The sequence below is a fragment of the Phyllobacterium sophorae genome (assembly GCF_003010965.1).
GTDB classification, from domain to species: domain Bacteria; phylum Pseudomonadota; class Alphaproteobacteria; order Rhizobiales; family Rhizobiaceae; genus Phyllobacterium; species Phyllobacterium sophorae.
Genome location: NZ_PGGM01000003.1, coordinates 352,249 through 376,052, shown reverse-complemented (window position 1 = coordinate 376,052; position 23,804 = coordinate 352,249). Strand labels below are relative to the sequence as shown.

At 58.6% G+C, this 23,804-nt stretch carries 15 protein-coding genes; 11 read left to right on the top strand and 4 right to left on the bottom strand.

Annotated features, from left to right (window positions below; translation table 11 throughout):
* The first annotated feature begins 270 nt into the window (after positions 1-270).
* The 6 genes from CU103_RS31985 to CU103_RS09520 all read left to right on the top strand — a co-directional run bounded on the left by CU103_RS31985 (position 271) and on the right by CU103_RS09520 (position 10,642).
* Positions 271-2,334 carry a TM0106 family RecB-like putative nuclease gene (locus CU103_RS31985; RefSeq protein WP_245448688.1) on the top strand — a complete coding sequence of 688 codons (2,064 nt, stop codon included), beginning with the start codon at positions 271-273 and terminating at the stop codon, positions 2,332-2,334.
* A complete protein-coding gene (locus CU103_RS31980; protein WP_245448687.1) occupies positions 2,334-3,581 on the top strand; it encodes a DEAD/DEAH box helicase in 1,248 nt (415 codons plus the stop codon). Before CU103_RS31985 ends, CU103_RS31980 begins: the two co-directional genes overlap by 1 nt.
* Before the next feature lie 177 nt (positions 3,582-3,758).
* The gene (locus CU103_RS09535) at positions 3,759-5,207 is read left to right on the top strand and encodes a hypothetical protein (RefSeq protein ID WP_106663662.1); all 1,449 of its coding nucleotides are present in this window, start codon (positions 3,759-3,761) and stop codon (positions 5,205-5,207) included.
* A 56-nt stretch (positions 5,208-5,263) separates the two neighbouring features.
* Positions 5,264-6,109 (top strand): OmpA family protein, encoded by an 846-nt coding sequence (locus tag CU103_RS09530; protein ID WP_245448686.1) that lies wholly within the window; start codon positions 5,264-5,266, stop codon positions 6,107-6,109.
* 1 nt (position 6,110) lies between these two features.
* Complete coding sequence (locus CU103_RS09525) at positions 6,111-7,424, top strand: EH signature domain-containing protein (RefSeq protein WP_170117014.1); 1,314 nt, start codon at positions 6,111-6,113, stop codon at positions 7,422-7,424.
* Between the two features lie 824 nt (positions 7,425-8,248).
* Positions 8,249-10,642, top strand: coding sequence for a DEAD/DEAH box helicase (locus tag CU103_RS09520; protein ID WP_170117013.1), 2,394 nt, complete (start codon positions 8,249-8,251; stop codon positions 10,640-10,642).
* Between the two features lie 194 nt (positions 10,643-10,836).
* On the opposite strand, the gene CU103_RS09515 is transcribed toward CU103_RS09520, so the two are convergent.
* The 4 genes from CU103_RS09515 to CU103_RS09500 form a co-directional block, all read right to left on the bottom strand.
* Positions 10,837-11,889: a type I restriction endonuclease gene (locus CU103_RS09515; RefSeq protein ID WP_170117012.1), complete on the bottom strand. Its 1,053-nt coding sequence runs from the start codon at positions 11,887-11,889 to the stop codon at positions 10,837-10,839.
* A gap of 467 nt (positions 11,890-12,356) precedes the next feature.
* On the bottom strand, positions 12,357-13,355 hold the full coding sequence (locus tag CU103_RS09510) for an ABC transporter permease (RefSeq protein WP_106663658.1): 999 nt from the start codon (positions 13,353-13,355) through the stop codon (positions 12,357-12,359).
* A complete protein-coding gene (locus tag CU103_RS09505; protein ID WP_106663657.1) occupies positions 13,352-14,863 on the bottom strand; it encodes a sugar ABC transporter ATP-binding protein in 1,512 nt (503 codons plus the stop codon). The genes CU103_RS09510 and CU103_RS09505 overlap by 4 nt, the downstream gene beginning before the upstream one ends.
* A 5-nt stretch (positions 14,864-14,868) precedes the next feature.
* Positions 14,869-15,912 (bottom strand): sugar ABC transporter substrate-binding protein, encoded by a 1,044-nt coding sequence (locus CU103_RS09500; protein WP_170117011.1) that lies wholly within the window; start codon positions 15,910-15,912, stop codon positions 14,869-14,871.
* A 138-nt stretch (positions 15,913-16,050) separates the two neighbouring features.
* Here CU103_RS09500 and CU103_RS09495 point away from each other — a divergent pair, with 138 nt between their 5' ends.
* From CU103_RS09495 to CU103_RS09475, 5 genes are all read left to right on the top strand, one after another.
* A complete protein-coding gene (locus tag CU103_RS09495) occupies positions 16,051-17,022 on the top strand; it encodes a LysR family transcriptional regulator (protein WP_106663929.1) in 972 nt (323 codons plus the stop codon).
* A 202-nt stretch (positions 17,023-17,224) separates the two neighbouring features.
* The gene (locus CU103_RS09490) at positions 17,225-19,342 is read left to right on the top strand and encodes a hydantoinase/oxoprolinase family protein (protein WP_106663655.1); all 2,118 of its coding nucleotides are present in this window, start codon (positions 17,225-17,227) and stop codon (positions 19,340-19,342) included.
* Complete coding sequence (locus tag CU103_RS09485; RefSeq protein ID WP_170117010.1) at positions 19,329-21,506, top strand: hydantoinase B/oxoprolinase family protein; 2,178 nt, start codon at positions 19,329-19,331, stop codon at positions 21,504-21,506. The genes CU103_RS09490 and CU103_RS09485 overlap by 14 nt, the downstream gene beginning before the upstream one ends.
* Before the next feature lie 21 nt (positions 21,507-21,527).
* Positions 21,528-22,289: an SDR family NAD(P)-dependent oxidoreductase gene (locus CU103_RS09480; RefSeq protein ID WP_106663653.1), complete on the top strand. Its 762-nt coding sequence runs from the start codon at positions 21,528-21,530 to the stop codon at positions 22,287-22,289.
* Between the two features lie 49 nt (positions 22,290-22,338).
* Entirely contained in the window at positions 22,339-23,793 is a 1,455-nt protein-coding gene (locus CU103_RS09475) for an aldehyde dehydrogenase family protein (RefSeq protein WP_106663652.1), read from the top strand.
* Positions 23,794-23,804: the final 11 nt, after the last annotated feature.

Below are 23,804 nucleotides of genomic sequence, written 5' to 3'. Positions count from 1 at the left end.
CAAACATTTGTATGAAATCTGAACCGTTGCTGTCACGTAGTGAATCAGCTTTCCGAGGATGCGCTAGGCGGGCGCGCAGCACGACTTCGGGATATCAAATGACTCTGTTATGTTGGGTGTCACTATCCAAATCCGGACAATCTACCACCTGAGCGTCGTGTGTCGTGAAATCCATGGGGCCCATCTATGCAAAAACTTGGTGACTCTATTGTTCTTAGCGCCACTGATCTGGTCGGGCACCTCCATTGCGGGCATCTGACCGCGCTCGATGTGGCGGTGGCCGACGGAACACTGGCCAAGCCGCATATATGGGATCCGCTTCTGGAACTGCTCTGGGAGCGCGGTGCACGCCATGAGCGCGAGTATGTTGAACATCTAAAAGCCAAAGGCCTCAGCGTCACCGTTATCGAAGGTGTTGGCGTTGATAGCGAGGCCGTTGTCAAGACACGACAAGCGATGGTCGCGGGCGATGAGATTATCATTCAGGGAGCATTCCGCTCGGACAACTGGATCGGCCGGACGGATATCCTGCGCCGGATCGATACTCCCAGCGATCTTGGCCCCTGGTCGTACGAAGTCATCGATACAAAGCTGGCAACGGAGACCAAAGGCGCGACTGTGCTGCAGTTATGCCTTTATGCGGACCTGCTCGCGGCGGTCCAAGGACTGCATCCTGCCCACAGCTATGTGGTCACGCCGTGGTCGGATTTTGAACCCCAGCTATATCGGATGGACGATTACCGGGCGTACTATCGCCGGGTGCAAAGGAGTCTTGAAACCGTCATCGGATCTCCGGACGGAGCGGAGGTCTATCCCGAGCCGAACGAACACTGCGACGTCTGCCGCTGGCAGCGGCGGTGTGATGCGCAACGACGGGAGGACGACCACCTCTCGCTGGTAGCGGGCATCACCAAGGTTCAAATCAACGAACTGAAACAGCACGGGGTAGAAACCGTTGCCGGACTGGCGGCATTACCGGTACCCTTGGGATGGAAGCCGGACCGCGGCGCTGCGCAATCGTACGAACGGATCCGCGAGCAGGCTCGCATTCAGATCGCGGGCCGCGAGGCCGGGGAGGTGCTTCACGAGCTGTTGCCAGTGGTGAAGGGCTTCGGACTGACGATCCTGCCCGAACCTTCTGCCGGCGACGTGTTCTTCGACCTGGAGGGCGACCCGTTCGTGGGGGAGGGCGGACTTGAGTATCTGTTCGGATACGCCTACCGCGGCATCGACGGAACTCAGGCTTATTCGGGGAAATGGAGCTATTCGCGGGAACAGGAAAAAAAGGCGTTCGAGGGCTTTGTGGATTTCGTTATGGCGAGGCTGCAGCATCATCCCACCCTGCATATCTACCACTATGCCCCGTATGAACCAGCGGCGCTCAAGCGTCTGATGGGACGCCATGCCACCCGCGAGGAGGAGATCGATTTTCTGCTGCGTTCGAAACGTTTTGTCGATCTCTACAGCGTGGTGCGAAACGGTCTTCGCGCCAGCGTTGAAAGCTATTCGATCAAGAAGCTCGAGCCGCTTTATGGGTTCACCCGGGACATAAATCTGCCCGACGCCAATGCCGCCCTCACCAAGGTGCAAGCGGGGCTCGAACTTGGTGACCTCGAACTCATTGGCGATGCGGACCGGGCCATCGTCGAGGGATACAACCGAGACGACTGTGTCTCCACGTGGCAGCTGCGGGACTGGCTGGAAGCGCGCCGGGCCGAATTCGTTGACAGTGGCACCGAACTTCTTCGGCCGGAATTGCCTGAAGGAATGGCGGGGGAGGCACTGAGCGAGCGGCAGAAGAAGATCAACGCGCTCGCGGCGTCGCTGACGGAGGGCGTGCCAGACGACCCCTCCGAACGCACTGCGGAACAACACGCGCGTTGGCTCCTTGCGAACCTGCTGGACTGGCATCGCCGCGAAGAAAAGGCTGTCTGGTGGGAATATTACAGGCTGTCGGACCTCGCTGCCGACGAACTCATTGAGGAACGCGCGGGTCTCTCCGGCCTTACATTCATGGGCGTGACCGGCGGCACTGCGAAAGCGCCCGTCCACCGCTTCGGTTTTCCTCCGCAGGAAACGGAATTGCGAGGGGGCGAAGACTTGTACAACGTAGGGGGCGTGAAACTCGGCTCAACGGTATCAGTTTCTTTCGACGAGCGCTGGATTGATGTGAAGAAGCGTATGGATAGCGTTGATGTGCATCCCTCCGCCCTGTTTGGCCACAAGGCTGTAAATCCGGGTATTCTGGCAGATTCGATCGTGCGTTTCGGCGAGTATGTCGCTGACACGGCATCGAAGGGGAGGGTCCATATCAGGCCGCACGGGATCTCCTGATGCGAATGCCGCCGCGGATCGGCGGCAAGCCAATCCAACTTGCAGATGAAATGACGCTCGACGCCGCGATGCGGGTAGCTCCGTTGATCAATGGCGGGGTATTTCCCATTCAAGGGCCGCCCGGCGCCGGGAAGACGCATACCGGTGCCCGGATGATATGTGCTCTGGTGCAGGCCGGAAAGACAGTCGGCGTCACTGCCAACAGCCACAAGGTGATCCGCAACCTTCTGGATGCGGTGGGTACAGCCGCGGCCGAAATGAGGATCGACGTCAACTGCATTCAGAAGCCTTCTGAAATGGAGCCCGACCAGCCGAAGCTGCGCTTCGCGAAGGATAATGCCGCGCTCCTGCGAGCTATAGGTAACGGTTCACAGGTGGCAGGAGGAACGAGCTGGCTTTGGGCTTGTCCGGACGCCGCTGAAGCGGTCGATGTCCTTTTCATTGACGAGGCAGCTCAGATGTCGCTGGCTAACGTTGTCGCTGTTTCACAAGCGGCGACCAGCATTGTTCTGCTCGGGGACCCGCAGCAGCTCGAGCAGCCGATGCAGGGCAGCCATCCCGAGGGCACAGACGTCTCAGCCCTGCATCACATCCTGAACGGACAACAGACGATCGCCGAAGATCGCGGGCTTTTCCTTGCGGAGACCTGGCGGTTGCATCCGGATATTTGCAGGTTCACCTCCGAGCTCTTCTACCAGGGGCGGCTTCACCCGCGGCCTGGTCTGGACGTTCAGGATGTCCGACCGTCAGGGCGCATAAGCGGAACAGGATTACGGTTCGTTTCGGTCCCCACGCAGGGCAATCAGAGCTCTTCCCCCGAAGAGGCTAACTGCGTGCGTGATTTGATGAACGAGATTTTTGCATCCCGGACCACTTGGATCGATAAAGATGGCCAGGAGCGTGTCATCACCCTCGAGGACATCCTAATTATCGCACCCTATAACGCGCAGGTGTTTGAACTCCGGGATCGCATACCCGGCGGGCGCATCGGCACAGTCGACAAGTTCCAGGGGCAGGAGGCACCTATCGTCATATATTCGATGACGACATCGAGCTATGCCGACGCTCCAAGAGGGATGGAGTTTCTCTACAGTTTGAACCGTCTCAACGTGGCCACGTCCCGCGCCAAATGCCTCTGCGTTCTGGTAGCCTCTCCATCTGTTTTTGAGGCGCAGTGCCGGACACCCCGGCAGATGCAGCTGGCGAACGCGTTCTGCCGCTATCTTGAATTATCTTCTGCTGTCTGACACCGGGAGAACTGCAACCGCGTCCAGGTTCCCGCTACCGAAAGTTGTTCTCTTTTCTGTCAGCGTGAGTCGATGGACAGACATATGGCACCAAGTCATTCTATCGATCTTTACATAAGCTGAAGTATTGGATAGCGCTTGTAGCGTGGGACGTATGAATTTTCGGGGCAGAGTTTCTTGGAGAATCTAATAACGATCGGAATTGCCACGCGAGATCTCGTGCTTGCGCTGGCGTCTCTTTTGAAACAACCGTGGGCACCGGGCCTTTTCAGCCTTGCCCTTGTCGTGGTGCTCCTGGTCGTCCTCGTCGTGTTCCTCATAACCGTGCGGTCGAGAATTGGTGTGCTGAAACGCGCAACTAAGCTAATACGCAGGTACCATGGAAACGAGGGGTTGCAACACAACCTTGAGGAAATTTCCGCCGAACTTTCCTCCTGGAAGGGGGCTGACGCCGCACATTTGGCGGAGACGTGGTCAGAGTTCCGCGAGACAACAATCGAACCGCGCGCCGGTCAACACGGGATCAGAAATGCGATCAGGCCGTCCGTTTTCTTCAATTTGGAAGAGATGGGATTTGGAGTCTCGGGATGGCGGTCAGCCCCTGGTTTATTCGTGTCGGTTGGTCTTGCGGCCACTTTCCTCGGACTGATCGCCGCTTTGCAGCAAACAGGGGAAAGTCTTCAAGTAGGATCAGACGATGCGGCTGTTACAGGGGCACTCACACAGCTGTTAAGTGTGGCTTCGGCGAAATTTATCATGTCGCTCACCGGACTGATGTGCTCGATTGTTTTCACGGTCGTTCTGCGAAGAGCCGGAAACCACCTCGAGGCCGCGATGCGCCGCTTGACTCACGACCTTGAGAAACGGCTCAACTTTGTCAGTCTCGAAGACATCGCGGAGCGCCAGCTCAACGCCATCGTCGAGCAGCGCGACCATATGCAGAAATTGAACCACGAACTCATTGCCGCCATCTCAGAGCCGCTTCACGCAGCCGTCACCTCAGGCGCAAACCAGGTGGGCGATATGGTGCAGTCTTTGGCAGGTTCTCTGTCAAATGGATTGGTTGCAGCAATGACCGCGACGAGCGACCGATTGGACTCGGCATCGGGCAAGCTTGCGGGATTGGCCACCGAGATAAGCAGTGCTGCTGAGCAGTTTTCCGTCGCAGCCGAGCGAACTGCCGTTGGTCTTGATGGGGCTGCGAGGAGGCTCGAAGTCGTATCGGACAATCTGGCGAGAGCCGGTAACGGATTGGCCGATGCCGCTGGACCGGTGGTCAAGGCAGCCGAGAAGACCGCGACCGCGACCGAGCAGATTGCAAAATCCAGTGTAGAAATGGTTGAAACCGCCAGGAAGACCATGGCGTCGGAGCGGGACCTAGTCGTCGCGGCAGCGAGTTCGATCATGGAACAGATCAAGAGTTTCGAGGCGCGCGCCGCGGCTTACGACGGCCAGCTTGAGCGGGCATTCAAGACCTTCACGGAAGAAATCGGCCGCTCGATTTCGGAAGTCGAAAACCATTCCGACAACGTGCACCGGCAATATGCCGACGCACTCGGCACGCTTCAGTCTGTAATCGAGAATGCAAAGGCCTTCCAACCTGAAAGCGAAAGGCCTGTTGCGTGAGGGGAGCCGGGAGAGCACGCCGTCAAGAAGAGGAGGAAGAGTCGGTCTTCATATCGATGGCGGACCTGACGATAAGTTTTCTGTTCATTCTGATGATTCTTTTGGCTTTCTTCGCCAGCCGCTTCAACGTGTCCGACACCGTCGCCAGGGACGAATACGACCGTCTCAAAGATGAACTCAGGCTGGTGCAGAAGACGGTGAACGCCCCCGACCTGCGCGTGGCGGCACCCGTAGAGGCAATGAAGGAGGAACTTGACCGTCTCCGCGCGAGAGTGACGCCGGAAGGGCCCAATCCTATGGAAATCTACAATTCGGCGGTCGCCGAAACGCGAAAAAAACTGCTCAGAAATCTGAGGGACGAAATCAACGCGCGAATAAAAGGGCTGGATGTCCAGATCAGCGCCAACTTTGATGCCCTGCAACTCTCCGGGGCAGGGCTGTTCGAGTCGGGTCGGGAGATACCAACTCCTGCTGGCAGCGCGAGAATGCGACAGATAGCGCAGATATTGGGAGAATATCTCGGGTGTTACGCGCTCGGGCCGGGACGGACTTTCAGCCCCGACTGTAACGACGCTTACGCGCTTATCGATGCCCTCCAGGTTGAGGGACACACCGACAACCTTGGCGGTGACAACCTCAACATGGATCTGAGTGCAAAGCGGGCAGCGTCCATCTATGCCCTGATGACCGAGCAGCGCCCGGATCTCATACTTTACTCTAACAGAGAGGCACAACCTATTCTATCTGTTGCAGGATATGGTAAGGGAAGGCCGATCCAGACAAACGACAGCACGGCCGGCAGGGATGCGAACAGACGAATTGATCTGCGGTTCATCATGGTGGTTCCGTCAAAAGAGGCCGACATTTCGTCGATTAAACGGGCACTGTCGGAGGGACCTTAACATGAGCCTTATTCAGGCACTGCGTTCACTGCCCCGTAGCCGAGGCGCGGCCCGCCCTGATACCGGTGCTCTTGATGCGGCTCTCCGGTCGATTGCAGAAGCCTTCCCCGATTATTCAAAGGCAACCGCTGCTACACTCGGCGAGGCGGTTTCCAAGCTGACAGCTGCCGTCGAGAGTTGGCAGTGGCATCAGATCTCGCTTGGGGACGTCGCGCTTGTCTTACGTGCCAGCCTGACGGGGGACGTAGCTACAAATTCAGTAGTGGATTCGTTTCTTCGCAAAGAGGTTCAGGCAACCACCAGCGGTATCCTCCTCGGCGTCGTGGCTGAAGTTTATCTTGCCCATTGGCAGAAGGGAGAACGCCGCACCTCGGCCTTGGCCGCCCTTATTCAGGAACGATCGCAACACCTTCCTGTACGTTGGAATAACCTTTTTATGTCGCTTCCCGAGCTGCTCGATATCCAAGCAGCCCCCGGCCTGATTTCAGAAAAAATGATCCAGCAGGATGATCCATACAATTGGCTGCTTGGGCATGGGGTCACGTCGCCACACGCTGGCGGGCTCATGGCCGCAACGCATTCTGCCTGGCTCGCCAAACTTCCACCGGTTCGATCCACTCGGCAACTGGATCACGTCTTCGCTTGGCTCAGGCCGCAAAACAGACCTGCCATCGGAAACGACATGGCTGCTGGAGCCATAAACAAACTCGTTGAACCGTGGATCTCTGATACGCCACCTCCGGATTTCCAGTCGGTGCTCCTCGAGAGGATCGTAGGCGCATACGGCGATCCGCGGGAGCGTCGCAACGACTTCTGGCCTCTCGTCGCAGGACACACGCGGGACGTGCTCAACCGATGGCTTGCCGGGAAGAGCATGGACGCACTCCTGGAAATCATCACCCGTGCAACGGCAAATCATATGTGGCACGCGCGTCATCATTTCTGGAAGGGCCTCTACGATCGCGGACTGGTTCAGGAAGCCTGGATCGCTCTCTCGCGACCGGCAGCGCAGATCGCAGATGACATGTTCAGGAAAACCGAAAACAAAATCTACACCCTTGCCGGGGTCCAGGTGTCGAGAGAGCGACGGGACACGTGCCTGCTTATAATGCGGGTTGGACAGCATATCGTTGTCGAAGGATCGCATGACTATCGCGTTCACCTTTTCAAGAGCACGGATTCACGCGCCCCGGTGCTTTACCAGCCGCAGTATGATGCGGAGGCACTCACCTTTCCGGCGAATGATCCTTCTGCTCGCGTACACGACCAATTTGGTCATTGGATGAGATGGGTCGAAGAGCGGGTGCTGACTTGATAGAATTCACATTCAAATACGACGCGGATGCCGTGTATCTCGATGTCGTTCCGGAGCGCAGAGGCTGGCTTTCCGCGTTCAGGCGAAGTGAGCGGCCTGACCTGTCGGCGCTCCCTAAAGAGGAGAGGGCCACGGCGCTGGCTATCGCCCGGTTGCGATACCTCGACAACGGCCGTGGTCTTCTTGAGATCAGCGGAGATGCAATAAAGATCACTCACCCGCTGGTTGCAATGCTCGATTCCAGAACTGCTTCAGCTCTCGGGCTTCCGCCCCTGATAGGTGGAATAGTTTTTCGAGCCCGCCTGGTCGGGACGGTTGGAAGTCCTGATTTCAGGATCGAGTGGTGGTGGGAAAAGAACGGGCGTACAGTTTCTCTACCGGTTACGGGGGCCATTGTTGGTGCTTCTGCCGCACCAATGCGGCTGCCGCAACCAATCTTCCTCGCGATCCGGGAAGCGGCCCAGCTGGAGCAGAACCTCTTGCTCTCCGATCACTGGCTTGGGCTCGGCAGGTTCCGGCAGCTCTTCGAAATGTCGCCAGAAACCGGAAATTCCGCGGTACTCGACGGGTTCCTTCGTGAAATCTCGGTCGTCACTTGTGATGCCGTCGGGCTGGCCTTCGACGCAGACGACGCGACGAGCTTTTATCCCTTACCGTTCGTGGCGGACGCAATAGCGCAAGCGGACGTCAGGGGGACCGATAATGCGGCGCTGGAAGGCGATGAGCTGGAGGAGTTCAGATCAGCCGCACTACGCAGGTCGTCCCAACCCGCCTACCGGGTCTCCAACGGAAAGTTCCTGATCCTGGATCCATCCGTCTTTCCTGTGATCGACACCATCATTGAACACGCCAAAAAGGACATCGAGGGCCGCAAGGCCTTTATTGCCGACGCCGGACGGGTCATCTCTCACGCCGTGGAAAGTCAGATGATGCGCGACGGCAGGCTCACGGAACTCATGAGCCCTGAAGCAAAGGCCGAGCGCGTGGAGTCTGAGACGAGCCGCACCTGGGTGGAGACCAAGGACTGGATATCACGAGTCGTCGGGATTGCGAAATGGCAGGCCACCGATATCGACGGTATGGAGAGTTCGGGAACAAATTGGCTTCCAGACACGGTAGACGCGAAGCTGGGTGAACTGCTGGCCCTTTTGCCTGCCGAGGAACTTGCTGAAATCATTGAGCGCTTGAATCGGGCGTTGATAGAGGGCGTCCCGAGTATTTCCCATGAACTGGGCGAGATTCCGGCGACGGTGCCAGTCATCGAGGCCTTGTCACGCCGCCTCGCCGAATTCCTCAGACTGCAGGAGCCTGATGATCCGTCAGTCTCGCTGGAATCATACCTTCCGGTCACCCATGACAATTTCTGGGAAGTCGACTTCAAGGCAGAGATTCGACAGCGCGGGGACGACTTTGACGGAGGAATACCGTCCGAAGTCAAAAGCTTATTGCAGCCGCATCAGGTCGCGGCCCACGCCTGGCAGGTTGAGGCGTGGAGGCAGGGATTGCCGGGAATCCTGAATGCGGACGAACAGGGTCTGGGTAAGACCTTGCAGACGCTTTCTTTCATCACTTGGCTCAAGCAGCAGATGGCACAGGGAAAGCTGGCTTCGCGGCCGATACTCGTCGTGGCACCAACTTCACTGCTGCTGAACTGGGAAGCCGAAATCGAGCGTCACATCCACGAGGGCGAACTTGGAACGCCCATTCGTCTCTATGGTGACCACCTGGCAGAATTCAAGAAAGAAGGCGCCAGCGGGCAGGATATCCGGCAGGGTGATGCACAACTGGACACAGATGCTCTATTGCGACGCGAAGGCGGTTCGCCCATTATCATCACGACATACCAGACGCTTGCGAACTATGCGATCAGTCTCATGGAACTTCCCTGCGCGGTGGCGGTCTTCGACGAGATACAGTTCCTCAAAAATCCAGTAACGATGAGAGCAAGGGCAGCGAAGTCCTTACGGGCTGACTTCCGGATTGGCCTGACTGGCACGCCTATAGAGAACGCCACGAAAGACCTGTGGGCACTGATGGACCAGCTGTTTCCTGGCGCACTCGGGGCAAGGGACCAGTTCAGGCGCATTTTTGACCGTCCGACTGAAGAGAACATGGCAGTGCTCCATACAGCTCTATTCCGCAGTCAGGGCGGTAGGCCCCAACTTGCTTTGCGGAGGCTAAAGACCGATGCCGCGCCACATCTTCCTACAAAGGTCAGGATACTCCATCCCCGCGAAATGCCAGCCGCACAGATGTTGCGCTACGACGAAGCGCGGATGAAAGGCGGCATGATGCTGGCGCTTCTCCATCATATCCGGCGCGTCTCGCTTCATCCCGGCTTAATCGAAGGCGAAACTCCGGACGAGTTCAGCGCGGCGTCCGCGCGTGTTGCTGCAGCTCTAGATATACTCAGACACATCAAAGCAAAGAACGAGCGCGCCCTGGTGTTCGTGGAAAACCGGGACATTCAGGCATGGTTCGCGGAGCTCGTCAGGCTCGAGTTCGGGCTCGAGCGGGTATTGGTGATCAATGGCGACACCACCGTCGACGCGCGCAAAAGCATCACCGATCGTTTTCAACGACATTTACAGGAGGATAAAGGGTTTGATGTGCTCGTGCTCGGACCCCGGGCGGCGGGTACTGGATTGACCCTTACTGCTGCAAACCACGTGATACACCTGAGCCGCTGGTGGAACCCTGCGGTTGAAGAGCAATGCAACGACCGCACGCACCGCATCGGCCAAACGAAACCGGTGACCGTTCATATTCCCCTGGCAGTGCACCCCCAGCTCGGACGGGGCTCGTTCGACTGCCTTCTGCAACTGCTGATGAAACGCAAACGGTCGCTGGCTGAACGCATTCTCTGGCCCGCCGAAGCGAGCCCTGATGAGACAAAATTGCTGTATGACGCGGTCATCAGTGCGGGAGCCAATCCTCAAGTTGAGGCCAGCACCGAGTTCACCGGAGTCTTTGAGGGACGAAGTGATCTTGCCGCGGAATTCATTTCCGCCGCGACCGTGCGTGTGGGGCTCCGTGGAGGGGGAGCCACCGTCGTCGTCTCAAACGACACGGATGTGCCCGTCCGGCAGCTCAAGCCTGATAGCGACGCGGTCCTGGTTACCATTAACCCAAAGGCTGGCGGCAACGCGCAGGTTCCGTTGCCTCATTCCAGGCTTTCGGCAGCAACTCTGTGGCCGGAATTTATATTGCCTGATTAAAGCGCACGACGACCTCCTGGCAGATATCTTAGGATGCACCGTAGCTGTAGAAGCTGCCGTACATCGCTACCTTGACGAGCAGCTTCACTTTGATACTGCACCCGGTTATTGCCGAACGTGGTTGACACGGCTGAGGCCAGCCGCTACGCCGCGCGCTCCGCTCCCTCGTTGCAATTTGAGATTCCCACGAAAGCTCACCCTGCGTACTTCTTTGCCGTCGCTCGGAGCCGATCAGTATGATCATATATCTGGTCGAGTGAATCTATGATCAGCCGTTCCTCATTCTCGCCATCGAACAGTCCGATGTATTTCACCGACCGATTGAACCATAGGCGGACCAATGGCTTTCGGTTGTTGTTGTCAACGAGCACTCCGCAGTATGATTTCTGATCACGTATTACGACCCGCTTGGGACTGATTGTGTCGCGCACAATTGCCTTCACAATCATGTAGCCTTCGCGCTCCTCATCTGTTGTGACAACATCGGGCTCGTCTTCGACCGGTTCGTCTATCTTCTCGATAACTTCCTCGGTATCAGCTAGTGCGCTTGACAACCTGCTCTTGACTGAATCCATAATTACTTCGCGAAAAGCAGTACGCACCACGCCCATAAGCATTTCGCGAACTTGCGCCGTCATGCGTCCATCATAAACGCTACCGGCTACAAGCCGGACGAAATCCTCTGAAGGCTCTTCTATCAATGACGATATGACCTTTTTGACGCCCGAAGTGTACTTCAAGCGTTCCGCCGTGGCGAGGATAGCCGTGACATCGAAACTCGCTTTCTCGAATTTGCGCAATTCCGTGACGATACTTGCGTTGAAATCGGTCACATCGAAAACGAAGAACGGCCTAGCATCAAGTTTGTTTGGGGCATCCAAATCAGTGTAGAAATTGAATGTCCGTCCATTGGTCAAAATTGCAAATTTGGCTTCAGTAACGCTGAAGTACCGGTACAGCTGGTCGAGATGCTTCTTCTCGAGCGTAAAAGAGATGGGCTTGCATTCAATGAGAATGCGAATATCTCCGGCTATTTTAATAGCATAATCGACTTTCTCGCCCTTCTTTCCTACGGCGTCCGCTGTGAACTCAGGTATAACCTCCGAAGGATCAAATACGTCGTAGCCAAGGGACCTCAGGAATGGAAGAACCACAGCTGTTTTTACTGCTTCCTCAGTGGTCATGGTGCTCGAATGTGACTTAACTCGTTCGGATATGGCCCGTAGACTCTCTTCGATCGTGCTCATGGTTTTCCCCGCCGTTTCATCTTATATTTCTTGATACATCAGTAATCGTGAAACTATTGCTAAAGCGGCGTCCTCCGAGACAGTGTGAACAGCTCGGAACGGTGAACAATTGTCTAGCTGAACTATTGTCTAGGCTAATGGCTGCATTGGTAAGCCGATATTTGGCACGGGCATTAACCGCAACTGGCCTGTTGGGCTTTAAGATCAGTTGGTAGTGACACTTCAACTAAGGCGGCAAACGTTTGTTGATAGCATCGACTTTTTGCACACCCAAACCGGACCGTCTGAGGTTGTTGATGCAATCAACAACAGCGGGCAGTTGAAAGCGCCTACTGGCCTCCTGCGGCTGTTACGGGAGGGCGTGATAATAGTTCGATACCGGGAAGGGACCCGGGAGGCAATCGCACTCCGCTGAACCTCGTCATGCGCTTGCTATTTGTCAGGTCCGTAGAAGGCAGAAGCGCCAGTCAATTCGACGACTTGCGACTGCGCCGCACACCAGCGTATCGCGCGAGGCCGATTGCAACGAGCAATGCTCCCCCATTGAAGAATTGCTCGATATAGAATGCAGAGCCAAGCTGCTGTAGACCGGCGATACCGGCGGCGAGCGCATAGACTGCAAGGACTGTGCCCCAAGCATTGAAGCGACCTGGCCCGGCAGGGGCCGCGCCAAGGAACACGGCGGCGAAGGCGGGCAGAAGGAAGTTGACGCCTATGTTCGGGTTGGCCGAACCGAGGATCGAGGTGGATAGAATTCCTGCGGTCGCAGCCAACAAGCTGCCAGCGACGAAGGCCTGCACTACCATCCGCTCGACTGGGATACCCATAAGGTGGGCAGCGCGGCTGTTGCCCCCGACTGCGAAGGCGCGGCGACCCCACGGCGTGTGGCTGTAGAGCAGCCAGAGAGAGCAGGCGAAGACAAGCGCATAAAAGAACGGCAAGGGTATGCCGAGGATGCTCGAGCGGCCAAGCGCAAGGAAAGCTGGCGGCATCATGCCGAAAACGGATCCGCCGTTGGTGTACCATTGCGTTGCACCTTGGATGACGATGCCGCTGGCAAGCGTCGTTATGAACGCGTTAAGTCCGCAGTAGGCGACAAGCCAACCATTGATCAGCCCGAAGACAAACCCTGCCGAGAGCGTCACGGTCACTGCGGCCACCGGATGCCAATTGCCGTAGATGATCAGCCCCGCACAAATCGATTGTGCAAAGGCGAGTTGGAAGCCGATCGAAAGGTCGAACTGACTCGTGACGAGCGTCGGGATCGCAGCAAGCGCCAACAACGCCAGTACTGCATTGGTTGCCATTATGGTCTGAGCGTTGATCAGCGTAGGATAGGTGTTCGGCAGTGCGATGGAGAAGATCGTCACCACCACGATCAGGAGAAGTGGCAAGCTGAAGCGTACTAAAATTTGCGAGCGACCACCGAACGAAGTGCCGGACTGCGTTTTTGTCAAGGCCGTCATGGCAAGGTCTCCTCAGACGTAAGCGTCGTGATGCGTGCATTCTGAGCCGCGTGCAACATGCGGTCCCAGTTGAGATCGCGGCCGGCAATTTCGATAGGGGTGGCACCCTTGCGGATTATGATCGCCCGATCGGCCACCTCCGCCACCTCTTCAAAATCGCTCGACCCGAACAGGATAGCCGCACCCGCCGCGGCAGCACGCCGGATGACCCCGTGCAGGTCACTCCGCGCTCCGATATCGACGCCTGCTGTCGGATCGATCAGAACGATGACTTTTGGCTCGCGGCTCATCGAGCGCGCGAAGATAACCTTCTGCTGGTTACCGCCGCTCAGCGCCAGCATTGCCAACTCTTGCGCCCCATGCGGTCGTACGCCGAACTGTTCGATAAGGCGGCTGGCCACGACCCGTTCGGCCTGCAAGCCGTTGCCAGTGCCCAGAGGAAAGAGGTTTTCTCGGACGGTAAGTTCGTGAAAAGCAGCCAGATTCCGGTCACCCAGCACTGTGTCACAACCGATCTTGCGCGCTTGTCGGGGGTCGCCCTCGAGAAGCTGCCCGTCCATTTCGACCTCTCCAGCAGGGCAAGGTTCGATGCCGGCAAGCCAGCGGCAAAGCCGTTCGTAGCCTGAACCGCGAACGCCGGTAATACCGAGAATCTCGCCCACGTGAAGCGAAAGGCTGACGGGCACGGTGATTTCGTTCCCGAGGAGTCCTTTTGCCACCAGCCGGGGAGGGCCAAGTGCCTCAACTTTGTCGGAGGACCGCGGCTTCCGCCCGGACTCCACCGACCGCCCCGTGATCCAGCGCACCACCTGGCCCATATCTGTTTGCGCCACCTCCGCAGTTGCGACATTTGCGCCGTCAGCCATCACCGTCAACCGGTCGCAAAGCGTGAACACCTCTTCGAGCCTGTGCGTTACATAGAGGAACGCTGTGCCGCGGTTTCGTCCTGCGCGAACAACCTCGTGGATACGCGTCACATCGGGCGTTGGGAGGCTGGCAGTCACTTCATCGAGCACGATCAGACGTGCTACGCCGTGCATTGCACGTGCCAGCGCTACGATTGTCTTGTCCGCCTGTGACAATGCGCCAACAAGTGTCGCAGGATGGACGGAGGCTCCGAGGAGACCCAGCAGTTCGGCGGCGCGCGCCATGCACTTACTTGTGTCAATCAGGCCGCCGCGCGTGGTAAAGCCCGTCTGGAATGCGATATTCTCCGCCACGGACAAACTGTTGATCAGGCCGAGGTCCTGGTGAACAAATCGCAGGCCGGCGGCGGCAGCATCGGATGGATCGAACGCGGACGTCAATTGCCTTCCATCGACAGCGACAGTGCCGCTATCGGGTCGTTGGACGCCGGCAAGGACCTTGATCATGGTCGACTTGCCCGCGCCGTTTTCCCCGAGCAGCGCATGGATCTCTCCGCGGCGCAGCTTCAGGTCCGCCCCGCGCAACGCATGCACTCCACCGAAGCTTTTCGTGATCTTGACCGCGTCAAGTGCGAGATTCATGTCGTTCACGGCTTGCCCCAAATCTTGCGGAATTGGGCCTCGTAGTCGAGGTCGCCGGTCCAACCGGCAGTTTGTGGCGCGTTTTCGGCGTCGATCAGGCGGAACGGCACAGATATGTTGGCGGCTTTTTCCCCGGCGAATGCCCGTGCAAGTTCATCCGCTGCCTGCCAACCCATCCATTCGGCGGGGTTGGCGATAGTCATCGCCTGCACGCCACTATGGATGGCGGCAATGGCCTGTGGATCACCTTCATACCCGGTCACCTTTACCGCGCCGGATCGCCCCGCCTGGCGCACGCCCTCTGCGGCAAAAAAGGCGTTGGAGTCAAACGGTGCTACAAGATAGCTGGCGTCGGGATGGCGACTGAGGGCCGATGCGACCGCGCCCGGCAGTCGCTGCGCCATTGTACCAATCGTGGACTCGACGTTCTCGACGATGGAGCAACCGCTGCAGCCGGACAGTGTCTCGCGGAATCCCTTCACGCGCTGTGCGAGTTCCGGAAACTCGTTGTCCTCGACTAGTATCACCTTGGCGGTTCCAGCGCTGCTCTTGATCACCCAACTGGCCGCGATCCGGCCCTGTGCTTCGTGATCCGGGCGCACCCAAGCAAACAAACTGCCCGGTTTGTCAGGCAGCGGATTAAACACCGAAACGACGGAAATTCCGGCCCCACGTGCGCGCTCAAGCGCGTCACCCACCAACATCGGCGGCACTGCTGCGAGCACGATGCCATCGGCCTTGGCAGCTATCGCCGAAAGAATTGCGCCATTCCACGCCCCGGGATCACCCCGGCCGTCGATTACCTGAACGTTCCAGCCCAGCGCCGCACCCGCAGCCGTCACGCCATTGGCCGCGCGGACACATCCAATGCCCTGCGAAGAGCAAGTGACGACAAAGATGACCTTTGGCTGATCGACCTTCACGGCAAGCGCTGGCCCCGGCCAGGCGGTCAATGGCTGGCGTGCATTGTCAACGGACATGTCCTGCGCAAAAACCGCCGACGCGCTGGCAAGCAACGCGACCACGAAGGTGCCGAGTGTCTTTCTCACGATGAATCCTCCCTGAAGTGCGGCAGCCACTCCCGGACGGCATCGCAACATCGCTGAAAGAATAGGAAGACAGCGGCGCTAAGAAAAATATATAATTATGCCAGTAATGATAGCCGTTGGGATATGGAAGCTTTCGACATGAACCGGGTTTTTGCCTCGCAGGCCACGCTACATAAGCTGGAAATCTTCTGCATGGTCTGTGATCTTCAAAGCGTTACCCGGGTCGCCGAACGAATGCGCGTGGCCCAGCCGGTTATTACCGCCCATATTCGTTTCCTCGAAGACAAGCTCGGCGCTCGTCTGTTCGAGCGCAGCGGCAGGCGCCTCGTGCTGACGACCGCCGGTGCTCGAGTCCATGTCTGGGCGCGCGACGTAATTACCCGTACGCGCGAACTGGAGCGTGAGCTTGCGATCTCCGTGGACGGTGAGTCCGGAAGCGCGATGGTAGCGGCCTCCATGACAGTGGGGTCTTACGTTCTGCCTCCGATGTTTGCCCTGTTCCGACGTGTTTCTCCTAAGGGTGGCGTTACGGTTCAGATATCGAACCCACAGCTGGTGACCGCAGCTGTGCGGGACGGTTCCTGCGATTTCGGCGTGTGCATTCTCGATCCGCGCCATGACGTCGACGGATTGGTTGTCGAGCGTTTATGGACCGAGCAGCTCATTCTGATTGCCGCCGCGGATAGTAAGCTCGTCGGCGACACCGCTTCGCCCGACGAGATCGGTGCGCTGCCCTTTGTTTCTTCGCCGCGCAACCAGGTACGCCGCGAGATCGAGGAAGACGCATTGCACGCCCACGGCATCGTGGGCAGGCAGGTCGTGCTCGAGTTCGGCCACCCCGAGGCCATGAAGCAGGCCGTCCGCAGCCACGCTGGCGTCGCCTTCGTGATGGAAACTTCGGTTCGTGATGAGCTGTCGCGCGGTCTGGTCCGGCATATCGCGACGCCGGGACTTGATCTTCCGGTCCCGGTCTTCATGGTCCATCACCGCGGCAAAGGTTTCTCAGATTTTCAGGAGCGTTTGATGCAGTTCGTTCGTAAAGCGGCGATCGAAGACCGTCCGCCGATGTATGGCATGGAAATGCCACGCGCGTCCCACACGGGCGAATGAGTTGCCTCGGCGCCACTTCCATAGGCATTTAGCTATGGATCGGCAAAAATTATATATTGGATTTCGAGTACTCGCCCAACTAGCCTGAAATTATTCGATGGAGCCTCGGTTCCACGGGAGTGAGGAGATGTTCCTTGCGTTGGCACCATTCGGACGTCAGCTCAAGTGAACAAAGAATGGATCCCGATCCAGGGAGGATTTTATGTATTTGGGTGTAGACATCGGCGGGACATTTACCGACCTGATCTTGCTCGGGGACGATGGCGACCTTATCACGACCAAGGCGCTATCTACTCCGGGTGAACTTGAAGTCGGAGTATTCAACGCCGTGCGCGATGCCGCAGCAAGACGAGGCATGAGCGGTGAAGAATTGCTGGCCAGGGTCGTTTCCTTCGGCCATGGTACGACGCAAGCGACCAATGCCGTTATCGAACGTGACGGTGCTCGGACCGGCTTGCTGGCATCACGCGGCTTCGGCGACACACTGGCGATCCAGCGCCTGATGGGTTTTACCGCAGGCGTCCCAGTCGACCGGCTCGGCTGGTACTCCAAACGACGCTATCCCGAACCAATCGTCCCCCGGCATCTGGTACGCGAAGTGCGCGAACGGGTCGACCACGCGGGCAAGATTCTCGTGTCCCTCGAGGAGGGTGAAGTCCGTAGTGCCGTGCGGGAACTGCTGGCGGAGGGTGTGCAGACCTTTGCAGTCGCGTTCCTCTGGGCTTTCCGCAACCCCGAGCACGAGAGGGTGGCCGCGCGCATCATCCGCGAGGAAGCGCCGGGTGCGTATATCAGCCTCTCGAGCGAGGTCGCACCAGTGCTAGGCGAATATGAGCGCACGGCAACTACGGCGCTCAATTCATATCTTGCGCCAAAAGTAGTCTCGTACCTTGATGCGATCGAACAGATGCTGCGCAGCCGCGGCTTCAAGGGCGCGTTTTCCATTCTTAATTCCGCCGGCGGTGTCATGCCCGTGTCGGAAGCCTCGCGCCGGCCGGTGACACTGGTCACCTCCGGCCCGACCGGCGGCGTGATGGGGTCGGTCCATCTCGCCCGCAAGCTTGGCTACCGCAACATCATCACGACGGATATGGGCGGTACCTCCTTCGATGTCGCAATCGTCGTCGACGAGAAGCCGTTGATGTCGACCAACCACGAGGCCGGCGGTTTTCATATCGCCACCCCGATGATCGAGGTGCGCGCCATCGGTGCCGGCGGCGGATCCATCGCGCGGGTCGTCGGCGGTCAACTCAAGGTCGGCCCTGACAGCGCCGGCGCCCGCCCTGGCCCTGCATGTTATGGCCGCGGCGGCACTTTGCCGACGGTTACCGATGCCGACGTTGTGCTGGGGATTATCGATCCCGAGACCTTCCTTGGCGGCAAGATGAAGCTTGATCGCGTGGCAGCCGTTGCCGCAATCGAAGAACACGTCGCCCACCCGCTCGGTTTTTCTGTCGAAGAGGCCGCTGCCGGTATCCGTCGCATTGTTGATGCCCAGATGGCCGACACCCTCCGCGAGGTCACGATCGGCCGCGGCCACGATCCACGCGACTTCGTTATCTTCGCATATGGCGGCGCCGGTCCAGTCCATTGCGCGGGTTACGGCGCGGAACTGGGCGTGCCGAAAATGGTCGTGCCGGTCACCTCCATGGCGCACTCGGCATATGGCGCACTCGCCGCGGACCTTCAGTTTTCAACAGAGCGTGCGGTCCTGATGCGCGGCGGCGGCGGCGCACGGCAATTGTACGATGGCTTTGACATCGAAGAGATCGGGCGGACCTATGGCGAACTCATTGACGAATGCCTCAACGCCATGCGGCGTGCAGGAGTGGCCGATACAGATGTCACGTTGGTACGCACTGCCGACCTGCGCTACCGTCGCCAGACGAATGACCTTATCATTCCGATGGCTGACGAGTTGGTGAGTGACGCCAGCATCGCCGATCTGGTCGCACGTTTCGAACGGACCTACGAACAGACCTATGGGCAAGGTTCCGGTTTTCGGGATGCGGGAATTGAACTCACGAATGTGCGTGTTGAAGCTTTTGGTAAGGCGCGCCGTCCCGAGATAAAGCCGATCCTCCCGACGAATGCGCCTCGTTCCACGCGCCGCTCGATATTCGAACCGACGCTCGGCCGTCGCATAGATTGCGATGTCTACAATTGGCACGATCTTCCGATGGATTTTGTCGCGTCAGGGCCCATTGTCATCGAGCATCCTGAAACCTCCGTCTTTGTTGCGGCGGGTCAAATCGGTCGGCTCGACGCTAATGCCAATATCACCATCGAGCGTCAGGAGAGCGGCAATGGCAGGAACTGAACAGAGCATCGACCCGATCACGTTCGAGGTCGTCCGCAACAAACTGCAGGCAATCACAGAGGAGCAGGCGATCACGCTTAAATCAGTTTCCGGCTCGCCGGTGGTCACTGAAGCCACGGATTTCAACAACGGCCTCTACCTCGTCGATGGCTCGATCGTCACCATGGGTCCGCAAGTGCTGTTCCATACCGGCACCATGTCGTCGGTGATCCGCTCGATCAACGAGAATTTCTCGGAGAATCCCGGCATCAGCGAGGGTGACATGTTCATTCTCAATGATCCTTATCGAGGGGCCATCCACCAGCCTGACGTCTCCATTGTAGCGCCGGTCTTCCATAATGGGCGTCATGTCGCATGGGCGGGGTCCTGTGCCCATCAGCTCGATGTCGGCGGAATGAGCTTTGGTTCATGGGCAATCGGGGCGACCGAAATCCAGCAAGAAGCCATGCTCCTGCCGGGCATCAAGCTGGTCGAGGGGGGCGTCCTGCGCCAGGATCTTTGGCAGATGATCATGGGTATGACGCGACTGCCCCACATGCTTGGCCTCGATCTGAAGGCGATGATCGCCGCGAACAACGTGGCTGCACGTCGCTTGGTCGAACTTATGGATCGCTATGGCGGCGATACGGTCGACGCGATTATGCGTGGCGAGATTGCCAACTCCGAGCGTCAGATCCGAGACTTGCTGCGCTCTCTGCCCGATGGCGTCTTCCGTGCCCGCGACTACATCGAGCACGACGGTCACCAGAACGTGCTCTACCAAGTTTGTGTCACCGCGACCAAGAAGGGTGACTGCCTGACACTGGATTTGACCGGCACGTCGCCGCAGGCGCCGGGCTTTATCAATTGCACCGCCTCGGGTATGCGCGGCGCAGCGATGACGGGGCTGCTGCCGATTCTCGCGCCACAGATCCGGTGGAACGAGGGCATTATGAACGCCGTCGACTTCGTCGCGCCCGAAGGTATCTTGTGCAACGCATCCTGGCCGGCTCCGGTTTCGTCAGGCACGATTTCAACAGCCTGGATTGTTCAAAATGTCGTTGTTGCCGCCCTTTCGCGCATGGTGACCTGCTCGCCCGAGCTGAGCTGCGAGGGCCAGGCCGTCACTAAAGGCCACATGATGGTGATGACGCTCGCCGGACTCGACCGCGACGGCGCTCCCTTCGGCACGTTTCTGCTCGACTCCACGGCTGGCGGAGGCGGCGCGTTTAATGACCACGACGGGCTTGACGGTTCGGGTGACTATTGTGTGCCGCGCCCGGCAATCGCCAATGTAGAAGCAAACGAGGCCAACGGACCGTTCCTCTATCTCTATCGCTCCTTCGTCCGTGACACGGGCGGTCCGGGTCGCCAGCGGGGCGGCGCCGGCACCTCGCTTGCTATAGTGCCCTACGGCACACCTGGCCTGCACGCAATGATGCTTGGACACGGCGTGGAAGTACCGAATTCGGTTGGCCAGTTCGGCGGTCTGCCGGGTGCTTGCGGCCGCAACTTCATGCTGAAGGATGCCGGTGACCCGGAATTCGTCGCAGGTCTTGCCGGCGACCTCGAGGAAATCCTCGATTTGAATGTTGAGGAGCTTGGAGCCAAACCCGGCCGGATGTGGCTCTCATCACGAGATGTGTTGGGCTACGCGTTCCAGGGTGGCGGAGGTTATGGGGATGCGTTGAAGCGAGACCCGGAAGCGGTGCGTGCTGATGTGCTTAACGGCCATGTCAGCGTTGCTGCGGCGCGCAGCCAGTACGGCGTTGCGCTCAGCAACGACGGGATTGACCATGCGGCGACCGAGGTTCTGCGGGGTGAAATACGCAGCCGCCGTTTGGGAGGGACAGTCCCGGCCCGCGCAGCAGGCTCCGGCGACATGCGCATCTCCTCGAGCAGGTTTTCGTGTGATTGCGGCTGCGATCTCGGCCCGACCAACGGTAACTGGAAGGAACACGCAAGAAGTTATCGCGTGGAAGCCACAAGCTATGGCGAACATATCAGGACCCACGTCGACCTCGAACTCTATGAGCATGTCTGCACCGAATGCGGTTCGTTGTTGGAGGCCGAAGTGGTCCGGAAAGGCGATGCGCCCCTGGTGACGCTGATGCTTGATGCCGAGTGGAGTGGCGACATGCCCACCCAACCTTACGAGCGATCATCGGCAAACGCCGCCGCCTGATACTTGAGGAGACTTTCATAAATGCAACTCTATCCCGAAAATGGCGCCGTGATCGTCACCGGCGGAGCACAGGGTATTGGCCGACGTCTGGTGCTCACCCTCGTTGCGGAAGGCGTCGATGTGTGCATCGCCGATTGGAACGATGAAAAAGGCCGGGCCGTGGCTTGTGAAGAAGCACCCGGTAATGGACGCCGCGTCTTCGTCAAGACGGATGTGTCGCGCGAGGAAAGCTGTCGGGCGGCCGTCAGCGCGGCGACAGAAGCTTTCGGTGGCGTTTTCGGCCTCGTCAACAATGCATCGATTTTCTCAACGCTGCAGATGCGCCCCTTCTGGGAGATACCCACCGAGGAGTGGGACCGGGTGCAGGCGGTCAATTTGAAGGGTGTTTTCAACATGACCCGTGTGGCACGCGAAGAACTGGCCAGGTCAGGTGAGGGCGCGGTGGTCAACATTGCTTCTTCGACCATCCATTTCGGCCGACCGAACTATGCCCATTACGTCGCTTCTAAGGCTGGCGTGTTCGGGTTGTCCCGTGCCATGGCGCGCGAGCTCGGGGGGCAATCTATCCGTGTCAACACGCTCACCCCGGGACCGACTTTCACGGAGGTCGAGCGAGCGACCGTCACCGCCGAACAGAAAGCCGCGATGATCGACCAACAATGCCTCAAACGCGCGGGCGGGCCTGACGACATCGCCGATGCCATTGCTTTTCTCCTGTCGCGTCAGGCGCGCTGGGTGACCGGTCAGCTTCTCAACGTCGATGGCGGCATGATCACGTATTGAAGAAAAAGTTCGGCAGAACGCCGACCGGAAGCAGAATGGAGCCCATCATATGGCTTATGTGACGACATCTAACCGGATGCTGATCAACGGGGCGCTGGTCCACAGTTCGAGCGGCGAGTTCGACGAGTCAATCAATCCGGCGACAGAAGAGGTCATCGGGCAGTCGCCGCGCGGGACGAAGGAAGACGTTGAACGGGCAGTGGCGGCGGCCGAGACCGCATGGCCTGGCTGGGCGGCGACCACTCCCTCGGAGCGCGGTGCTCGTATGCGAGCTTTTGGTGAAGCGCTGCGGGCAAGGTCGGAGGAAATCCTCAAGGTCGAAGTCGCCGACACGGGCAATACGATCACACCGATGCGCGGTGACGTCGGCGTGGCGGTGGAAAGCCTTGGCTATTATGCTGGCCTGATCCATGAGCTCAAGGGCGAAACGATGCCGGCAACGCCCGACAACCTGCACCTTACTCTGCGCGAGCCCTATGGTGTGGTGGCAAGGATCGCGCCCTTCAATCATCCATTGATGTTCGCTGTCGCACGTACGGCCGCCGCTCTTGCCGCCGGCAATGCGGTGATCGTCAAACCCCCGGAAACCAGCCCGCTATCGGCGATGGTCCTGGCCGAAATCGCCAGCGACATGCTGCCGCCAGGCGTGTTCAATATTCTGACCGGAGCCGGCGCGACGGTCGGTGACGCGATTGTTCGTCATCCCGGAATCAAGCGTATCGCCTTCATCGGTTCACCATCCACGGGGCGCGCGATCCAGCGCGCCGCCGCCGAGACCGCCGTCAAACATGTAACGCTGGAGCTCGGCGGCAAGAATCCGTTGATCGCCTTCCCGGACACTGACCCCGACACCATTGCCGATGCGGCGGTCCGGGGTATGAACTTCACCTGGCAGGGGCAATCCTGCGGTTCCACCAGCCGGCTCCTGCTGCATGAGGACATCCACGACGCCGTGCTGGAGCGCGTCGTTGAACGGGTCTCGAAGCTGAAGATCGGCGACCCGACGGATCCGGCAACCGACATGGGGCCCGTGAACTCGCGAATCCAACACGAGAAGGTCCTCTCCTTCTTTGAAACGGCGAAAAGCGATGGCTCACGGCGGATGACCGGAGGAGGACGGCCGTCCGGCGCCAATTTCGAGAAAGGTTTTTGGGTTGAGCCGACAGTCTATGCCGGAGTCCGTCCCGGCATGCGACTGTGGCAGGAAGAAGTCTTCGGACCGATCCTTAGCGTCGGGCGCTGGCGCACTGTCGATGAGGCGATCGAGCTCGCTAACAGCACCGAATATGGCCTTACCGGGGCGGTCTGGACCAACGACATCCGCAACGCGCTAAGCGTCGCTCGCCAGATTCGATCCGGGCATGTGTGGATCAACGGAGTTTCCAATCATTTTCTCGGCGTTCCGTTTGGGGGGATGAAGAATTCTGGTGTCGGGCGAGAGGAGGGCATCGAGGAGATGTTTTCTTATACCGAGGCCAAAACCATCAATATCATGTTGAACTAGGAGGCTTGGCC

Coding starts and splice junctions, on each gene's coding strand:
- CU103_RS09515 (WP_170117012.1), bottom strand. CDS start 11,889: ATGAGCACGATCGAAGAGAGTCTACGGGCCATATCCGAACGAGTTAAG.
- CU103_RS09485 (WP_170117010.1), top strand. CDS start 19,329: ATGGCAGGAACTGAACAGAGCATCGACCCGATCACGTTCGAGGTCGTC.
- CU103_RS09475 (WP_106663652.1), top strand. CDS start 22,339: ATGGCTTATGTGACGACATCTAACCGGATGCTGATCAACGGGGCGCTG.
- CU103_RS09480 (WP_106663653.1), top strand. CDS start 21,528: ATGCAACTCTATCCCGAAAATGGCGCCGTGATCGTCACCGGCGGAGCA.
- CU103_RS09490 (WP_106663655.1), top strand. CDS start 17,225: ATGTATTTGGGTGTAGACATCGGCGGGACATTTACCGACCTGATCTTG.
- CU103_RS09525 (WP_170117014.1), top strand. CDS start 6,111: ATGAGCCTTATTCAGGCACTGCGTTCACTGCCCCGTAGCCGAGGCGCG.
- CU103_RS09495 (WP_106663929.1), top strand. CDS start 16,051: ATGAACCGGGTTTTTGCCTCGCAGGCCACGCTACATAAGCTGGAAATC.
- CU103_RS09510 (WP_106663658.1), bottom strand. CDS start 13,355: ATGACGGCCTTGACAAAAACGCAGTCCGGCACTTCGTTCGGTGGTCGC.
- CU103_RS09530 (WP_245448686.1), top strand. CDS start 5,264: ATGGCGGACCTGACGATAAGTTTTCTGTTCATTCTGATGATTCTTTTG.
- CU103_RS31980 (WP_245448687.1), top strand. CDS start 2,334: ATGCGAATGCCGCCGCGGATCGGCGGCAAGCCAATCCAACTTGCAGAT.
- CU103_RS09505 (WP_106663657.1), bottom strand. CDS start 14,863: ATGAATCTCGCACTTGACGCGGTCAAGATCACGAAAAGCTTCGGTGGA.